At 47.3% G+C, this 16,984-nt stretch carries 17 protein-coding genes; 12 read left to right on the top strand and 5 right to left on the bottom strand.

What is annotated here, in order from left to right; translation table 11 throughout:
• The first annotated feature begins 19 nt into the window (after positions 1 to 19).
• From H8698_RS01825 to fba, 7 genes are all read left to right on the top strand, one after another.
• On the top strand, positions 20 to 502 hold the full coding sequence (locus H8698_RS01825) for a PTS sugar transporter subunit IIA (RefSeq protein WP_249310926.1): 483 nt from the start codon (positions 20 to 22) through the stop codon (positions 500 to 502).
• A 13-nt stretch (positions 503 to 515) separates the two neighbouring features.
• On the top strand, positions 516 to 2,147 hold the full coding sequence (locus H8698_RS01820) for a PTS transporter subunit EIIC (protein WP_249310925.1): 1,632 nt from the start codon (positions 516 to 518) through the stop codon (positions 2,145 to 2,147).
• A 60-nt stretch (positions 2,148 to 2,207) separates the two neighbouring features.
• On the top strand, positions 2,208 to 3,506 hold the full coding sequence (locus tag H8698_RS01815; protein WP_346726818.1) for an alpha-L-fucosidase: 1,299 nt from the start codon (positions 2,208 to 2,210) through the stop codon (positions 3,504 to 3,506).
• 19 nt (positions 3,507 to 3,525) lie between these two features.
• Positions 3,526 to 4,320, top strand: a complete 795-nt coding sequence (locus tag H8698_RS01810) for a sugar phosphate isomerase/epimerase family protein (protein WP_249310923.1) — start codon at positions 3,526 to 3,528, stop codon at positions 4,318 to 4,320.
• Between the two features lie 15 nt (positions 4,321 to 4,335).
• Positions 4,336 to 4,767 (top strand): DUF1893 domain-containing protein, encoded by a 432-nt coding sequence (locus H8698_RS01805; RefSeq protein WP_249310922.1) that lies wholly within the window; start codon positions 4,336 to 4,338, stop codon positions 4,765 to 4,767.
• The gene (locus H8698_RS01800) at positions 4,764 to 5,501 is read left to right on the top strand and encodes an alpha/beta hydrolase family protein (RefSeq protein WP_249310921.1); all 738 of its coding nucleotides are present in this window, start codon (positions 4,764 to 4,766) and stop codon (positions 5,499 to 5,501) included. The genes H8698_RS01805 and H8698_RS01800 overlap by 4 nt, the downstream gene beginning before the upstream one ends.
• 92 nt (positions 5,502 to 5,593) lie before the next feature.
• On the top strand, positions 5,594 to 6,457 hold the full coding sequence (gene fba, locus H8698_RS01795) for a class II fructose-1,6-bisphosphate aldolase (RefSeq protein WP_249310920.1): 864 nt from the start codon (positions 5,594 to 5,596) through the stop codon (positions 6,455 to 6,457).
• A 41-nt stretch (positions 6,458 to 6,498) separates the two neighbouring features.
• On the opposite strand, the gene H8698_RS01790 is transcribed toward fba, so the two are convergent.
• Positions 6,499 to 7,281: a type I 3-dehydroquinate dehydratase gene (locus H8698_RS01790; RefSeq protein WP_249310919.1), complete on the bottom strand. Its 783-nt coding sequence runs from the start codon at positions 7,279 to 7,281 to the stop codon at positions 6,499 to 6,501.
• Between the two features lie 5 nt (positions 7,282 to 7,286).
• Positions 7,287 to 8,033, bottom strand: coding sequence for an SDR family NAD(P)-dependent oxidoreductase (locus tag H8698_RS01785; protein ID WP_249310918.1), 747 nt, complete (start codon positions 8,031 to 8,033; stop codon positions 7,287 to 7,289).
• Between the two features lie 100 nt (positions 8,034 to 8,133).
• Between H8698_RS01785 and H8698_RS01780 the strand changes: the two genes are divergently transcribed.
• From H8698_RS01780 to H8698_RS01770, 3 genes are all read left to right on the top strand, one after another.
• Entirely contained in the window at positions 8,134 to 8,940 is an 807-nt protein-coding gene (locus H8698_RS01780) for an AraC family transcriptional regulator (protein WP_249310917.1), read from the top strand.
• A gap of 85 nt (positions 8,941 to 9,025) precedes the next feature.
• On the top strand, positions 9,026 to 10,417 hold the full coding sequence (locus H8698_RS01775) for an MBOAT family O-acyltransferase (RefSeq protein ID WP_249310916.1): 1,392 nt from the start codon (positions 9,026 to 9,028) through the stop codon (positions 10,415 to 10,417).
• Positions 10,418 to 10,435: 18 nt separating this feature from the next.
• Positions 10,436 to 12,631 carry a DHHW family protein gene (locus H8698_RS01770; protein WP_249310915.1) on the top strand — a complete coding sequence of 732 codons (2,196 nt, stop codon included), beginning with the start codon at positions 10,436 to 10,438 and terminating at the stop codon, positions 12,629 to 12,631.
• Between the two features lie 38 nt (positions 12,632 to 12,669).
• Here the strand turns inward: H8698_RS01770 and H8698_RS01765 are convergent, their stop codons facing one another.
• The 3 genes from H8698_RS01765 to H8698_RS01755 form a co-directional block, all read right to left on the bottom strand.
• Positions 12,670 to 12,804: an oxaloacetate decarboxylase gene (locus H8698_RS01765; protein ID WP_249310914.1), complete on the bottom strand. Its 135-nt coding sequence runs from the start codon at positions 12,802 to 12,804 to the stop codon at positions 12,670 to 12,672.
• Between the two features lie 12 nt (positions 12,805 to 12,816).
• Entirely contained in the window at positions 12,817 to 13,908 is a 1,092-nt protein-coding gene (locus tag H8698_RS01760) for a sodium ion-translocating decarboxylase subunit beta (protein ID WP_249310913.1), read from the bottom strand.
• A gap of 158 nt (positions 13,909 to 14,066) precedes the next feature.
• Positions 14,067 to 14,903 (bottom strand): AraC family transcriptional regulator, encoded by an 837-nt coding sequence (locus tag H8698_RS01755; protein WP_249310912.1) that lies wholly within the window; start codon positions 14,901 to 14,903, stop codon positions 14,067 to 14,069.
• Between the two features lie 155 nt (positions 14,904 to 15,058).
• On the opposite strand from H8698_RS01755, the gene H8698_RS01750 reads away from it, so the two are divergent.
• On the top strand, positions 15,059 to 15,907 hold the full coding sequence (locus H8698_RS01750) for a sugar phosphate isomerase/epimerase family protein (RefSeq protein ID WP_249310911.1): 849 nt from the start codon (positions 15,059 to 15,061) through the stop codon (positions 15,905 to 15,907).
• The gene (locus H8698_RS01745; RefSeq protein ID WP_249310910.1) at positions 15,904 to 16,962 is read left to right on the top strand and encodes a Gfo/Idh/MocA family protein; all 1,059 of its coding nucleotides are present in this window, start codon (positions 15,904 to 15,906) and stop codon (positions 16,960 to 16,962) included. Before H8698_RS01750 ends, H8698_RS01745 begins: the two co-directional genes overlap by 4 nt.
• Positions 16,963 to 16,984: the final 22 nt, after the last annotated feature.

The raw sequence follows: 16,984 nt of genomic DNA, 5'->3' as shown, positions 1-16,984 counted from the left end.
AAAAACAGGAGGAAAAACAATGTTTGGCGCTTTAAAAAAGAATAAAGAAATTCCGGTTTATGCCCCGATGAACGGCGTGGCTACGGCACTGTCCGACGTGCCGGACGAGGCGTTTGCCGAAAAAATGCTGGGCGACGGCGCGGCTGTTTTGCCTGACGGCGGCGAGGTATTAAGCCCTGTTGACGGGGTGGTGGCAGACGTAACTGACACAAAGCACGCTTTTTGCATTACAACCGACGATGGCACAGACCTATTGCTGCACATTGGCGTGAACACAGTGAATTTAAAGGGCGAGGGTTTTTCTGTTTTTGTGTCTGACGGCGACCATGTAAAGGCCGGGGACAAAATTGCCCAGGTTGACTTAGAGCTGTTAAAGAAACACGGCCTTCCCCTTGAAACGCCGGTGCTGCTGACAGAACCGGAAAAGACGGAAGTTGTGAAAACCAATTCAGGAACCATGCACGCAGGAAAAGATGTGCTGTTTACCTATAAGAAAATATAAGGAGAGATTTATTATGAGCAAATCTGGTAACGGGGGCGCTTTCGGCGTATTGCAGAGAGTCGGGCGCTCGTTCATGTTCCCAATTGCGCTTCTGCCTGTGGCGGGACTGTTATTGGGCATTGGTTCGTCGTTTTCCAACCCAACGACGATTGAGCTTTACAATTTAGGATGGCTTTTGGGCGAGGGAACGGTTTTAAACATCATTCTCTCCATTATGGCGGCAACGGGTAACGTTATCTTTGGCAACCTGCCGCTGATTTTTGCCATGGGCGTAGCCTTAGGAATGGCAAAGCAGGAAAAGGAAATTGCAACCCTTTCTGCAGCAGTGGCGTTTTTGGTTATGCACATGACCATTGCCACGCTGTTAACCCTAACCGGGCGGATTGATACGCTTCAGGAGGGCGCGACGGGCAGCGTTTTGGGGCTTGAGTCTTTAGAAATGGGCGTGTTCGGCGGTATTATTGTTGGTTTGGGCGTAGCCTGGCTGCACAACAGGTTTTATAAAATTGAGCTGCCAAACGCCATTTCGTTTTTTGGAGGTACAAGGTTTATCCCCATTATTTCCACCATTGTTTACATTTTAGTCGGCGTGGTAATGTTCTTCCTCTGGCCGGTCATCCAGAAATGGATTTACGCACTGGGAGACTTGGTAACAAAAAGCGGATATGCCGGAACGTGGATTTACGGTATCATTGAGCGTGCCTTAATTCCATTCGGCCTGCATCACGTGTTCTATCTGCCGTTCTGGCAGACGGGACTGGGCGGCACTATGATGATAGATGGTGCAAACATTGCCGGCGCGCAGAACATCTTTTTTGCGCAGCTTGCATCGCCCAACACCACGCGGTTCAGCGTGGACGCCTGCCGGTTTATGACCGGTAAGTTCCCATTTATGATGTTCGGTCTTCCCGGCGCGGCGCTGGCAATGTACCAGTGCGCACGGAAAGACAAACGGGAAGCGGCGGGCGGCCTTTTGTTCGGCGCGGCGCTGACCTCGTTTTTGACAGGCATTACCGAACCGCTTGAGTTTACGTTTCTGTTTGTAGCGCCGCTGCTGTATGTGGTGCACTGTATTTTGGCCGGGCTTTCGTTCATGCTGATGCATGTGTTTAACGTGGCGGTGGGCATGACATTCTCCGGCGGATTTATCGACCTTTTGCTGTTTGGTATTCTGCCCGGCAACGCAAAGACAAACTGGATTTATATTGTGATTGTGGGGATTGTGTATTTCATTATCTACTACTTCCTGTTTGGATTCATGATTCGCAAGTTTAATTACAAAACGCCGGGCCGCGAGGAGCTTGACGAGGAAACCAAGCTTTATACCAGAAAAGATTATAACGCCAAAAAGGAAAAGGGCGGCAAAGCGGAGGAGAAAGAAGAGAAAAGCGTTCGCGCGGCTAACATTTTAGAGGGTCTGGGCGGCAAGAACAACCTTTCAGACATTGACTGCTGCGCCACCAGGCTGAGAATTACGGTGAAAGAGCCAGACAAGGTAAATGACGCTGCGCTGCGCGCCACAGGCGCCTCGGGCATCATTAAAAAGGGCAACGGAATTCAGGTAATTTACGGCCCCAGGGTCACGGTTATAAAAAGTGAATTAGAAGACTATTTAGGCCACATCGAAGAAGTGGACGAAGAATAAAAGAGCGATATGCGCGGGCGAAAAAGCCCGCGCTTTTTTTATTGAAAAAAAGGAACGGTTGTGATATACTTGTTTCGTAAAAAAACAGAAAGGAAGTGCGCCATGCTGTTTCAAGATGAGCGGTTCGGCCTTTTTGTCCACTGGGGAATTTATTCTGTGGGCGGCTGGCACGAGCAGGAGCAGTGGAGAAGGGGAATTTCAAAGCAGGAGTATATAAAATATAAAGACCAATTTAACCCCGAGGGCTATAGCCCCGACCAGTGGCTGTCTTTGGCAAAGGAGGCGGGGATGCAGTATGTTGTGTTCACTGCAAAGCACCACGACGGGTTTTGTATGTGGGACACAAAATTTTCGGATTATAACGTGATGCATACCCCCTATGGGAAAGATATCTTAGCCGAGGTAGCAAAAAGCTGTAAAAAATATGGGTTAAAGCTTGGAGTTTATTATTCCGTGCCCGACTGGAACTGCCCATATTCGGTCAACTACGGCGGCGACCACCAGCTGGCAGAGCCGAATGCGGGTGACACGCCGGACGAGGAAGCCTATAAAAATTACATAAAAGACCAGATGACGGAGTTGTTAGGCGGCAGATACGGGGAGATTTCCGCACTGTTTTGGGACATTCCGCCGGTTCATCAAGACGAGTCGGTGAACGAGTATGTAAGAAAGCTTATGCCCGGCATTTTGATTAACGACCGTGGGTATTCAGCCGGGGACTACAGCACGCCGGAGCGGGAAGTGCCGAAGAACAAATCCTTTTCAGGGCTTACCGAGGCCTGCCAGTCCGTAGGCAGGGAGAGCTGGGGCTTTCGCACAAATGAGGACTATTTGTCCCACCTGTTTTTAGAATGCGCCATTGACGCGGTAATGTGCAAAGGCGGAAACTATTTGTTAAACGTTGGCCCTGATGCACGGGGTTATTTGCCAAAACAAACGGAAGAAACCCTCAAACAGGTGGGAAGCTGGTTTCGCCGTGTTTCGGAAAGCTATTTCGGAGCGAAGCTGGTTGACGTTGGGATTAACCAGGCGATTAACGATGTTACAGTGACGAAAAAAGATAACTTTTTGTATATTCATCTGCCTGCGCCGGCCGAGTCGGACGGGCTTGCGCTAAAGCCCATCAGCGTTCTTCCCAAAAGTGCGGTGGTGCTGAACAATGGGCAGGAATTAAACTGTGAGCTTGCCTACATGCCCTTTTATTTTTTTGCCGGCGGAGCAGAAGCGGAATATCTTCATGTAATGGAAATTCCGGTGAACAAGCTGGCAGGAGAAGTGATTGTACTCAGGTTAGAGTTTGAGAATTTGGACGAAATGCTGGGGACACTTGAACAAACGGATACAAATATTATTTTATAATGCAGAAGGGGGTTAAGACATGAAACAATATGCAATCGGCATGTCCACCTGCGGAGAATTGATTTGCCCGGAGGACTTTTTAAAATACGCCAAAGCAGGCGTTTGCAAAATGGAACTGTCGTTTCCCTGCCATGCTTATAGCGGCATTGACTGGGCGGCCTTAAAACGCGGGGCAGACAGCGCGGGGGTTGAATTGTTTTCCGTTCATCTGCCGTTCTCCATGGAATCAAATCCTGCCCAGTTAGACGAATCGGTGCGGCAGGCGGCAGTGAAAAATTTTAAAAATATTATGGCAAAATCGTCTGTTACGGGGGCGGGTGTTTATGTAATTCACGCAAGTTCCGAGCCAATTTTAGATGCGGACAGGCCTGCTGCCATGAAAAACGCCAAAAAGAGCCTGGCGGAGCTGGCAGGCTTTGCCCGGAAAATGGGGGTGCGTATTGCGGTGGAAGATTTGCCCAGAACCTGTTTGGGAAAAAACTCGGACGAAATTTTAGAGCTGATTTCCGCCCACGAGAATTTATATGTGTGCTTCGACACCAACCATTTGCTGGGGGAGGATATTTCGGCGTTTGTCGAACGCGTTGGCGGAAAAATCATTACGACTCATGTTTCCGACTATGATTTTATCGACGAGCGGCATTGGCTTCCGGGGCGGGGCAGCATCAACTGGCCGGAATTGATGGACGCATTGGACAAAGCGGGCTACAACGGTCCGCTGATGTATGAGCTGAAAATGGGCAGGCTCACTCCTGAGGATTTTGTGCAGAACGCACAGGAGCTGATGGAGCGCAGACCGCTGACAAAACGATAATAGCGGGAGGATAAAATGGAATTTCATGTGAAACAATTACTGCAGCAGGAAGGGTATTCCTGCGTGATTTTGTCGGAAGACGGAACGGTGTTTCAAAGCAAAAAAAGCGGGATTGCACCCCTGATGGATTTTATCATAAAAAGCCAAGACAAGGCCCGGGAGGCAGCGGACAAGGTTGTGGGCAAATCTGCGGCGCTGCTGTTTTTAAAGATGGGCGCCAGGCGCGTTTACGGCCAGGTGATGAGCGAGCACGCAAAAAAGGTGTTCGACGCACACGGCGTAAACTACTCCTACGGCAAACTGGTGCCCTACATTGTAAACCGGCGGGGCGACGGCATGTGCCCCATGGAGGAAACCGTGCTTGAAACAGACGACGCGGAAACCGCCTATTGCCTGCTTTGCGAAAAGCTGAAAGAAATGAGAAATAAGGAGGGAACTCAGGCATGAAACAAAGTGAATGGAACGGATTTAAACGATTCGACTTTGACTTTGAGGGCAGAGAAACAACTGTTGTTTTTGCAGAAGAGGAAAACAGAACGGACAAATGGCTGTTAAAAGCCGAATATTTCGACGCGTTTCCCGAAACGGAACTTGCGCTTATGCGCCAGGGCTACAATTTGGTATATTTAAAAAATACCACACGGTGGGGGCACAGTGACGACTATGAAAAAAAGTTTGCGCTATCAAAATTTTTAACACGCGAGTTTGGTTTTTGCGCTTCCTGTGCAGCGGTGGGCATGAGCTGCGGCGGGCTGCATTCGGTATATCTTGCTGCCGCACACCCCGAAATGGTTTCGGTAATGTATTTAGACGCGCCAGTGATGAATTTGCTCAGCTGCCCGGCCTATATGGGGCTGCCGCCGTCGTCAAAGGAGGCGGGTGAGAGCTTTTGGAACGAATTTTACGCGGCAAAAGGCATTTCCCGCTCGGATCTGATTTGCCGCCGGGACCACCCAATCGACATGGCCCACATTTTGCTTCAGCATAAAATCCCGATTATTTTGGTTTCAGGCGACAGCGACAAAACTGTGCCATACTGCGAAAACGGCGCGCTTTTAGAAAAATATTATAAAGAAAACGGCGGGGAAATTGAAGTTTACATGAAAAGGGGAGGCGACCACCATCCCCATGGTCTGCCGGACATTTCGCCGGTTGTGGATTTTATCCGTCGACACTATTGATTGTGTTTTTCTTGACAAATTCTATTAAAATATGTATAATATTCCATAGAATAGAAATCATAAAATTATGATGTGCAATAGGAGGAAACAAAATGTTAGTTAGCGCAAAGGAAATGCTTTTAAAGGCAAAAAAAGAAAAATATGCAGTGGGCCAGTTTAACATTAATAATTTAGAGTGGACGAAGGCAGTTTTATTAACGGCGCAGGAATGTAATTCGCCGGTTATCTTAGGCGTGTCGGAAGGCGCGGGAAAATATATGTGCGGATACAAAACCGTTGTAGGTATGGTAAAGGGCATGATTGAAGAGCTGGGGATTACCGTTCCCGTTGCGCTCCATTTAGATCATGGAAGCTTTGAGCACGCATTAAAGGTCATTGAAGCGGGCTTTTCGTCTGTTATGTTCGACGGTTCCCACTATTCCATTGAAGAAAACATTGAAAAGACCAAAGAGGTCATCCGCCTGGCGCACGAAAAAGGTCTTTCTGTGGAAGCTGAGGTTGGCTCCATCGGCGGCGAGGAAGACGGCGTTGTCGGCGGCGGCGAGGTTGCAGACGTTGCCGAGTGCAAAATGATTGCCGATTTGGGCGTTGATATGCTGGCTGCCGGCATTGGCAACATCCACGGGAAATATCCCGAAAACTGGACGGGACTCCGGTTCGACGTGCTGGAAAAAATCAGCGAGGAAACTTCTCCCATGCCGTTAGTTCTGCACGGCGGCACAGGTATTCCGGCGGACATGATTCAAAAAGCAATTTCGCTGGGAGTTTCTAAAATCAACGTGAACACAGAATGTCAGTTAAGCTTTGCAGAAGCCACCAGAAAATATGTGGAAGCCGGCAAGGATTTAGAGGGCAAGGGATTTGATCCAAGAAAGCTGTTGGCCCCCGGAACAGAGGCAATTAAAGCCACAGTGAAAGAAAAAATGGAACTGTTCGGCTCTGTAAACAAGGCATAATTAAAAAACTATAAGCGGCGCTTTTTTAGCGCCGCTTATTTTTATGTCATTTTACGGTATGGCTTCCAGTCAAAATTATCCACAACCGCTTTCACGCTTTTTAAAACAGGCTGTTCTTTGGTGGAAAGCCCATCGTGGGCCTGCACGCATAAATACATCACACAGCCCAGCATGGGGCCAATCATGCGGTGCATTTTGCAGAATCTTCCGCCAGACAGAAATAAAAACGGAATGGTTAATTCTTTTTTTAAAGCGGCGGTAGCGGCCAAATTTTCCAGCATTTCTTCTTCTGTATTGGACGCTGTTACAATTTTTGAAATATCCGCACCGCGCCTTTCGTGTTCTTTTGCGATTTCAAGCACCTGTTCTGCTTTTCGGAATTCAAGCACATGGGAAGACATTAACACCTCGCCTTGTCTTTGATGAATGGCGTCAATCAGTTTTTTCTGCTTTTCAATTGCGCTTTTATTTTTTGTAAGCTCAAAAGGCGTGGGGTCATAAAAATCGCCCATCACGTCTACCAGCGACGCGCCGGCGTCGAGTGCCGTTATAAGCTCTGCTGCCCGTGCATCATCCGTTACGTTTTCACTGTGGCTGTGGCGGTAGTTGGTGATGTAAACCGGTTTGTCTTCCATATAGGAAAACACGGTTTGATAGGTTTCAGCGTTTCGAAACTCCGGCTTTAGCTTTTCAATTTGAAAACCAAAAGCGTCGGCCCCGTCAAACACGGCGTTTCGAATTTGCGCAATGGCGCATTCCGGCGTTTCTACTTGAAGCATGCAGGTCAGCAGAGGTCTGCTGTGGCCTAAAAATGATGGTTTCATGTTTTTTATCCCCTTTCCATGGCATATCTTCCGCCGTCAATAAAATGATTTGTGCCTGTTATGAACGCCGCCTTGTCGGAGGCAAGGTATAAAATAAAGTCTACCACCTCCTGGGGCTGCGCTGCCCGGCCCTGAAGTGTTTTCATAGATGCCATGCCCGGGCGGGTGAGGACCGGGCCGGGAGACACGCAAACAACCCGCACATTATATTGCGCTCCATACCGTGCCAGCGACTTTGTAAGCCCGTTCATCACGCCGCTTTTGGCGGTGGAATAGGCCACGTTGGCCGAGCACCCCTCCTCTCCCGTGATGGAGCCAATGTTTATGATAACACCCTGCTTTTGCTTTGCCATTTGTTTCATTGCAGCGTGGTCAAAATAGAATTGGCCTTTTAAATTCACGTCGATGCCCCAGTCATAAACAGAAATGGGCATATCTTTAAACTCCTCGTGGTGGTTTAACACCCTTGTTTCCGCGCCGCCGGCGCAGTTGATTAAAATGTCGACAGCGCCAAAGACGCTCACCGCGGTTTCGCAGGCGGCCGTTACCTGCGCGTAGTCCCGTACATCGCACACGGCAAATGCCGCCTTGCCGCCGAAAGCCGTAATTTCAGCGGTTTTTTCTTTCAGCGCCTGCTCGTTTATGTCTGCCAACACCACGTTAGCCCCTTGGCGGGCAAAGCACTGTCCGCACAGCAGACCCATGCCGGAAGCACCGCCGGAAATCAGCACAGTCTTGTTTTGAAATTGCATGTTACACGCCTCCTTTTTCTTCATTATATGAAATTGACAAACAGAAAAAAAGATAGTATAATATCAGAAAGCAACATAATTCTACTGCGGAGGGCTATTTATGGATATGCACAATATTCCCGTTCCCCTTTATTTTAAAGCGGAGAAATACCACCGCCAAAGCAAACTGGAAATTGACGATTTTTCAAAGCTTCCGCGGCCGTTTTACACCATTTGCCGTATTCATGACGGAACGCTTTTTATGGACGGAAAAACCGGAACGCTGAGACTGAAGAGCGGAGACATGTTTCTTCTGCCAATGGGAGAAACCTATGTGGCCCAGTGGCGCGGCAACCCAGGCGCGGTGTTTTCCAGCATCCATTTTACTTTTGCGCCTCAAAACGACCCGCTCAGGTTTCGTACCTATCCGTTGCAGCAGATTGACTGCCGGAGCACGTGTAAGGAAAATATTAAAGACCTTTACAGCGGGATTATTCAACACTGCACAAAAAATGGGTTTGAAGTTTTTGATGCCATTGCGAAGTTTTATGCCCTGTGCCACGCTGTGTTTACCGCTGCAGATTTTGAAATGGCGCGCCCCATTGACGAATCCGTAAGAGCGGCGGTAACCTATATTGAGCAAAATTTTAACCGCCCCATTACCGTGGGCATGCTGGCAAAACTCTGTAACTTCAGCGAATCCCGGTTTTATTATCTGTTTAAACATAACATGGGAATGCCTCCTATGGAATATAAAAATAAAATTGCGGTGCGCCGTTCTATGCAGTATCTTATTGAAAATCCTGCGGTCACCATTGAGGAGGTCAGCGCCAAGTGCGGCTTTTGCAACTCCTCCTATTTTAGAAAGGTGTTTTTTCATGTCACAGGCACAACGCCGTCTGCCTGCCGGCGTTTAAGCTGGGATTAAGCACATTTTCTTGCCGAAAAAGGTTGTACTTTATCAGATTATATGGTAAAATATATAGGACAAAAATTTTGGTTTGAGGTTACATATGGTATTTTCCAGTATTTTCTTTATATTTTATTTTCTGCCTGCCATTTTGGCAGTATATTTTTTGGCGCCCAAACGTCACAGAAATCTTGTGCTGTTTTTGGGCAGCCTGATTTTTTATGCCTGGGGCGAGCCGGTGTATGTGGCGCTCATGCTGTTTTCCACCGCGTTTAATTATTTTGCAGGCAGAAAAATAGGACGAACGGAACAGCAGGTACAAAAAAAGCGGGTGTTAACCATTTCTGTTGTGGTGAACCTGGCAATTTTGGTGTTTTTTAAATATACCAACTTCTTTTTGGGACTTATAAATGCCGCGTTGCCCTGGGATATTCCCTACCTAAACCTTGCACTTCCCATTGGGATTTCGTTCTACACGTTCCAAACCATGTCATATGTAATCGACGTGTACCGCGGCAAGGTTGCGGCGCAGAAGAATTTTATCAATTTCGGCACCTATGTTACCCTGTTTCCCCAGCTCATTGCCGGGCCGATTGTGCGCTACAGCACAATTGAAAAGCAGCTCACCAGCAGGCGCGAAACCATAGAAGGGTTTTCGTCGGGGCTTATGTGCTTTGCTGCGGGGCTTGCCAAAAAGGTGCTGATTGCCAACAATATCGGTCTTTTGTGGGACTCTGTTCATGCAACGGCATTGCCTGAGCTTTCGGCGCTTTCGGCGTGGCTGGGCATCATCGCCTTTGCGTTTCAGATCTATTTTGACTTTTCCGGTTATTCCGACATGGCAATTGGCTTAGGCCGCATGTTCGGGTTTGAGTTTGAGCAGAATTTTAACTATCCCTACATTTCAAAATCCATTACAGATTTCTGGCGCAGATGGCACATCTCCTTAAGCACGTGGTTTAAAGAATATGTCTATATTCCGCTGGGCGGAAACCGGGCAGGCAGAGGCCGTGCGCACTTAAACATTTTAATTGTTTGGGTGTTAACAGGCTTCTGGCACGGTGCAAGCTTTAATTTTTTGGCATGGGGGCTTTATTACGCCCTTTTATTAATGCTGGAGAAGGATGTTTTGGCAAAACTGCTGAACAAGCTACCCAAGGCGGTGGGAACGGTTTACACACTCTTTTTCGTGCTCATTGGCTGGGTGCTGTTTGCGTCTGACAGCTTAACGGAAAGCATTGGATATTTAAAGTTAATGTTTGGCTTTTCCGGCGCAGGCGCGGTTTCGCCAATGTTCTTTTACGACGTTTTGTCCAACATGGTGCTGCTAGTAATCGCCGCGGCAGCGTCGTTGCCGTTTGGGGCAAAAATTGGCAGGCGCTTTGTTCAAAAAAGCCCGGCAGCCGCCGTAATTCCCGTTGCTGTTGCGCTGATTTTGTGTACGGCTTACTTGGTGGACGCAGGCTATAACCCGTTTTTATATTTCAGATTTTAAAGCAGGGGAGGGAGAAATTTGAATAAGCATGAACGAAGAAACGCCTGCAGGCGGTTTAACAGTATTTTTGTGTTCAGTTTTTTAGTGCTGGTGCTGTTTAACATTCTCCAGCCCAAAGAGGAATATTCCCAGCTGGAAAACCGTTATTTGCAAAAATTTCCGGAATTAAGCGCAAACAGCGTTTTAAGCGGACAATATATGAAAGACATGGAAGCTTATGTAAGCGACCATTTTGCCTTTCGCAATTTTTTTGTTGTGTTTAAGTCGAAAATGGAATATCTTATGGGAAAAAAAGAGAACAACGGCGTTTATGTATGTAAAAACGGCTATCTGATGGAAAAACCCAAAACGTTGAACGACAGGCTGATTGAACAAAACATCAGTGCGGTGAAAACCCTTTATAACACAGACCGGTATAATGTAACAGTTTCGGTGGTGCCCCCGGCCTATGAAATTTTAAAAGACGATCTGCCTAAAAACGTTTACCGCGACACCATTTTAAAGCTGAACGCAAAACTAAACGACGCATTTGCAGGCACGGGTATTGTTTATGCCGACCCCACGGAGCTGTTAAGAAAGCATAAGGATGACTATTTATACTACCGTACAGACCACCATTTAACCTCCAACGGTTCCTATGTGGTGTATCATAATTTGGCTAAGACGCTGGGATACACACCACTGAGCGGCGACGATTTTAAAATTTCAGACGTGTCACGAGAGTTTCTGGGCACAACCTATTCAAAATCCTTAAAAAAGACTACGCCGGACGTTATTTGTGACTACCGTCCCTTGGAAACGCCGCGGTTTAAGGTGAAGTTTCCCTATGAGGGCACAGAGGCGGACTCTATGTATTTTCCTGCCCATTTGAAAGAAAAGGACAAATACTCCTATTTTTTGGACGGAAACCACGCCTTAACCGTAATTGAAAGTCCCAACAAAAACGGGAAGAACCTGGTGGTGCTGAAAGATTCTTATGCCCACAGCATCGTTCCGTTTTTAGCAAACCATTTTGAAACAATTCACATGATTGACCTTCGCTATTATAACGATGATATTATTAAATACATGGGCGACAACGACGTGAAAGACGTTTTGTTTTTATATAGTGCGTCTTCTTTCATGTCGGACGAAACCATTCAGAAAACGGCGGCCTATGCGGAAAATTCCGTTTATTTAAACCAGGGCGTTGGTATGGTGTTCCGCACGAAGCCGGTTGGTGACGGATATTTTAAAAACACCGCATTTATCGGCGATTCGCTGACCGACGGGTTGAAAGATTATGCCAATCTGCCTGACGCGGAGTTTCTCTGCGGCACGTCTATGACCATTGACGCTTTAAACACCCGGCAGGCTCCCGGCGGCGGCACCATTATGGACCGGATTCAGCAGGGCGGGTTCGAAAAGGTTTATATTATGCTTGGCGCAAATGAATATGTGGTGGAATCCAACAAGGAAAAGTTTATTAAAAAGTATGGCGCGCTGATTGATACGGTGAAAACGCATAGCCCTGGCGCGATTGTTTATATTCAGTCCATTCTGCCCGTATCTGAGCAGGAGCAGGAGAGCGGTTATTTAAAAAACGACGAAATAAAACGGTATAATCAGGCGCTGCTTGCGCTGGCAGAGGAAAAAGAGGTTTATTACATTGATGTAACTCGGGCGGTTACCGACGATAAGGGGAACTTAATTTCCGGCAGCAACACCGATGGGACGCACTTAAACAAAGAATATTATTTAAAATGGCTGGATTATTTAAAAACCCACACGGTGGGCGCTTCGGCGGAAGACGGAGTAGGCGGTGAAAGCGAAGAAGAATTGAAAACCGACATAGATGTTAAAGGCCTTGCTCAAATGGTTTTGCAGAACGTGGCGTTTCACGACTCGTTGGGAGAAATCAGCAGGCGCGTGCTGTATGCATCATACGGGCTGGATGAATCTATGCTGGCAAACGCCGCAGGCTACCGCGGAGGCGGAGCCACGGCAGAGGAAATCGCCGTTTTTGAGGTGAAAGATGAAGGCGACGGGGCAAAAGTAAAGCAAAAGGCAAAAGACTACATTGAGAGCAGGAAAAACAGCTTTCAGAATTATATTCCGGGGGAAATGCCAAAGCTGAACCGCCCCTTTATTTATGCAAACGATAAGCTGGTTGTTGTGTGCATAGCAGATGACTATGGAAAACTGGAAAGCAAAATAAAAGCGTTTATAAAGTAAAGAAGCCCCGCGTTATTTTACGCGGGGCTTCTTTTTATTCAGTCTTTATTTTTAGATGTTTTGTTTAAAATAATTGTAACCAGCATGATGACGCCGATAACGATTAAAATGCTCAGCATGCCAATTCCCATATATTTTAAGTTCGCTATAAATTCAAAAGGGCGAAATGTCATAATTTTTGCCTCCTAACGCAAGAAAAAGTTTAAAATCAATCCGCCGGCGATGACCGAAGCAATCTGCCCGGAAACGTTTACACCGATGGAGTGCATTAAAAGAAAGTTCTGCGGGTCTTCCTTTAAGCCCATTTTATGAACCACACGGCCGGACATGGGGAAAGCCGAAATTCCCGCCGCACCAATCATGGGATTGATTTTTTTCTTTAAAAACAGGTTTAAAAACTTTGCAAACAAAACGCCGCCGGCTGTGTCAAAAATAAACGCCACAAGGCCTAATCCTAAAATCATCAGCGTATCCACTGCCAAAAAATCGGCCGCCTGCATTTTAAATGCAATGGTAATTCCCAAGAAAATGGTAATTAAGTTTGCCAAAACTTTTTGCGCCGTTTCGGAAAGGGAGTTTAACACGCCGCATTCGCGGATTAAGTTGCCAAACATTAAAAATCCTACTAAAGCAACCGATTCCGGCGCAACCAGTCCCGCAATGACGGTTATGATAATTGGGAACAGAATTTTTGTGCGTTTGGAAACCGATTTTTGTTCATAGGGCATACGGATTAAACGCTCTTTTTTAGTGGTGAGAGCACGGATAACCGGGGGCTGGATAATGGGCACCAAGGCCATGTAAGAATATGCCGCCACCATAATGGCGCCTAAGTATTTTGAGTGCAGCGCATTGGCAACCACAATGGACGTGGGGCCGTCTGCCGCGCCGATAATTGCAATGGATGCCGCGTCGTTAATGTCAAAAAACATGGACGCCAAACAAAGGGTGAAGAAAATTCCAAACTGTGCCGCCGCACCGAAAATCATCAGCTTAGGATTGGAAAGAAGCGGGCCGAAATCGATCATTGCACCAATGCCAATAAACAGTATCAGCGGAAACAGCTCGTTTGAAATACCGGCCTCAAACAAAGTTTTTACCGTTTCCACAGCGCCGGAATTCGGCAGGTTTACCAAAATCGCGCCAAAGCCGATGGGTAAAAGCAATGTGGGCTCCATGTCTTTTTTTATGGCAAGGTAAATCAGAACACCGCCGATAACCCACATTACCGCTTGCTGCCAGGTTAACTGCAGCAAGTTTGAATAAAGTATTTCCATTGAATAAAACCTCCGTTAAAAATTAAAAAACATTCTCATTATTTTATTATGAAGCAAAATAATGATTGCGTTTGCGGTGCGCGCAGCGCAACGACTACATTTATTATACCATGCGCCCAAATTGGTGTCAATTGGAAAATGTCATGTTTTGCGCGATCTTAACGGCGGAACGCCTTTGGAGGTATGCCAAACTGCTTGGTGAAAACCCGTGTGAAATACATCTGGTCCGAAAAGCCTACACTTAGCGCAATTTCTTTTACGGTTAAATCGGTCTGCTTTAACAGCACGCAGGCGTTCCGAAGGCGCAAGGCTGTAATGTAGTAGGTTGGAGTCATGCCGGTTTTTTGTTTAAACAACACTCGGAAATGGCCGCAGCTTATGTGCTCCAGGTTTGCCAGGTCTTTGACAGAAATGGGTTTTGCGTAGTGCTCGTCAATATACCGAAGGGAAGCACTCAGTGTAACTCCGTCCCTGTTTTCCTCTAACAGGGAAGCTGCCGCCCGGCCAAACAGGGTGCACACATCAACAAGCTTTGAAACAATGGAGGTGTGAAACAGAAAGTCCCGCTCCATAAATTCTGCAAATAACTGCTGAAAGGCACTTAAAATCCGCTCGTCTACCGAAACGTTTATAGGCCTGTTTAAGGGCAGGCGTGCGTTTTCCAAAAGCGCTTCCGCCTTTGTCCCGGTAAAGTGCAGCCAAAAATAGTCCACATGGGTGCCGGGCTTGTTTTTATACATGCAGGGCGTTTTCGGCGGAAAAATTATGAGCTGGCCGCTTTTGAAAGCACAGTTTCTGCCGCCGAACGCAACGCTAAGCTCCCCGCGGCACAGATACATTAAATAAAAATCTTCCCGGCCCTTTTCATGGCCGCCGGAAAAATCGACCTCAAAGGAGCAAACCCCAGCGCAGTTCACATACAGCGGCCTGTCGGTCAGACAGCGGTTGCCGTTCTCAATGTCGATGTCGTCGGTGTAATAGGCTTTGTTGTCCATAAAACTTACCTCGTTAAAATCGTTGTTTTGTCCATAAGTGTGTTTGCTGTGTGCATAGAAAAAAATAAAGTTTGGTGCTATATTATTAGTGTAAGGGAACGGAAGAAAAAAATCAAGTAAAAATGAAATATTTGTTGTGTGCAAGGAGGAGAAATATGAAAAAATCTATGAATGCATGGTCGGCAGCCGCCGACGAAAGCTTTGAAGAAATGTTTTCCCACCTTTCTGCCTGCGGTTTTGCAGCGGTGGAACTGAATGTGGACGAACCGGGCCATTCGGCCCACTCATTAACCATGGAAACAAGCGAGGCAGAGCTTTTTAAAATCCGCGAAACCGCCGCGCAGTTTGGCTTAAAAATTGCCGGCATTTCCACCTCGCTTTACAATGGCACACTGGGAGCAAAAGACGCAGCAGAACGGGAAAAGGGCAAAAATATTTTAAGAAAACAGATGATTTGTGCAGCAGCGCTGGGAACTGATAGTGTGCTGTGCGTTCCCGGGTTGGATGTTTCCGGCGGTGCGTCTTTAAAGGAGGCGTTTGAGGCTTCTTATCTGGCCCTCTCGGAAATGAAGCAGGAAATTGAGGATAGCCAAATTTATGTATGTTTAGAAAACGTGTGGAACGGGTTTTTCACCTCGCCGAACGACATGGCGGTCTTTATCGACCGGCTGAATTCCCCCTATATGAAAGCCTATTATGATGTGGGCAACACCGTTGCGTTTTCCGACACGGTTTCGTGGATTCATATTTTGGGAAAAAGGATTCAGAGAATTCACGTAAAGGGATTTAAACGGAACGGCGGTCTGAACAGCGGCGGCGATTTTGTGGATTTGCTTTCCGGCGACATCAACTGGCCGGCTGTGACGGAGGCGCTTTCCGCTGTTGGGTATGACGGATATTTGACGGCAGAGGTATCTCCCACAAGGGAATACAGCGAAATGCTGACGTTTTATAAAGAGGTGTCTGCTCAGGAGGACGCCATTTTGAAAGGAGCTTTGTTATGATGAAAGTAGCAATGATTGGCTGTGGCGGCATTGGAGAATATCATTTATCACATTTAACCACTTTTGGCGACATCGCACAGTTAGCGGGCTTTTGTGATTTAATATTGGAAAGGGCGGAAAAGTTTGCGCAAGAAACCGGCGGGGGCGCAATGGCTTATACAGATTTTCGCGTTATGCTTACGGAAGTAAAACCAGACGCGGTGTTTGTGTGCGTGCCGCCCTATTGTCACGGCGAAATTGAAGAAGAACTCATCAATCGAAACATCGACTTTTTTGTGGAAAAGCCCCTGACGTTAGACATGGAGCTTGCAAAATCCATTGAAAAGCGGGTGGCAGAAAAAGGGCTTGTTACAGCGGTGGGCTTTCAGTGCCGGTATGACATGCTTGCAGAGCATATTAAGGAGTTTGCAAGGCAAAACCCCATCCCCTTTGTGGACTGCACGCGGTTTGGTTCCATTCCCGAGGTATTTTGGTGGAAGGATAAAAAGCTTTCCGGCGGACAGTTGGTGGAGCAGACCATTCACCAGCTGGACTATATCCGGTATGTGCTGGGAGAGCCGGAAACGGTGTTCTCCATGGCGGCGAGAGGCTTTGTGGAGGCAGCAGACTATGACACCGACGACTTGAGTGCAACAGTGGTACGGTTTGAAAATGGGGCGCTGGCCACCATTGGAACGGGGTGCTATGCAGAAAGCGGCGATGCGTTCGACTCGAAAACCGTTTTCAGCGCCAAAGATAAACGTGGTGAAATGAAGCTGTTAGATACTTTTGAAATATTTGGCGGGCAACAGCAGGAAGAAAACGAAATTGGAAATCTGGTGGTGAAGGGGGACGGGGGACTATCCAGCGCGTCGAAAAACGGCTTGGTTTATCAAAACGAGGGCGACCCGGGCTTTTTGTGCGACAGAACCTTTTTAGAGGCTGTGCTGTCCCGCGATCAAAGCAAAATTCGCTCCACCTACAGCGACGCTTTAAAAACGCTGGCCTTTGGTTTGGCCTGCAACAAATCTATGGAAACGGGACTTCCTGTGCATGTGCAGGATTTGTTAAAATAGTTTCCGGCAAAGTTTGCCTTGA

Source organism: Congzhengia minquanensis, assembly GCF_014384785.1.
Classification (GTDB): domain Bacteria; phylum Bacillota; class Clostridia; order UBA1381; family UBA9506; genus Congzhengia; species Congzhengia minquanensis.
The sequence above is the reverse complement of the archived record's forward strand: the minus strand, read 5'-3'. Positions and strand labels throughout refer to the sequence as shown.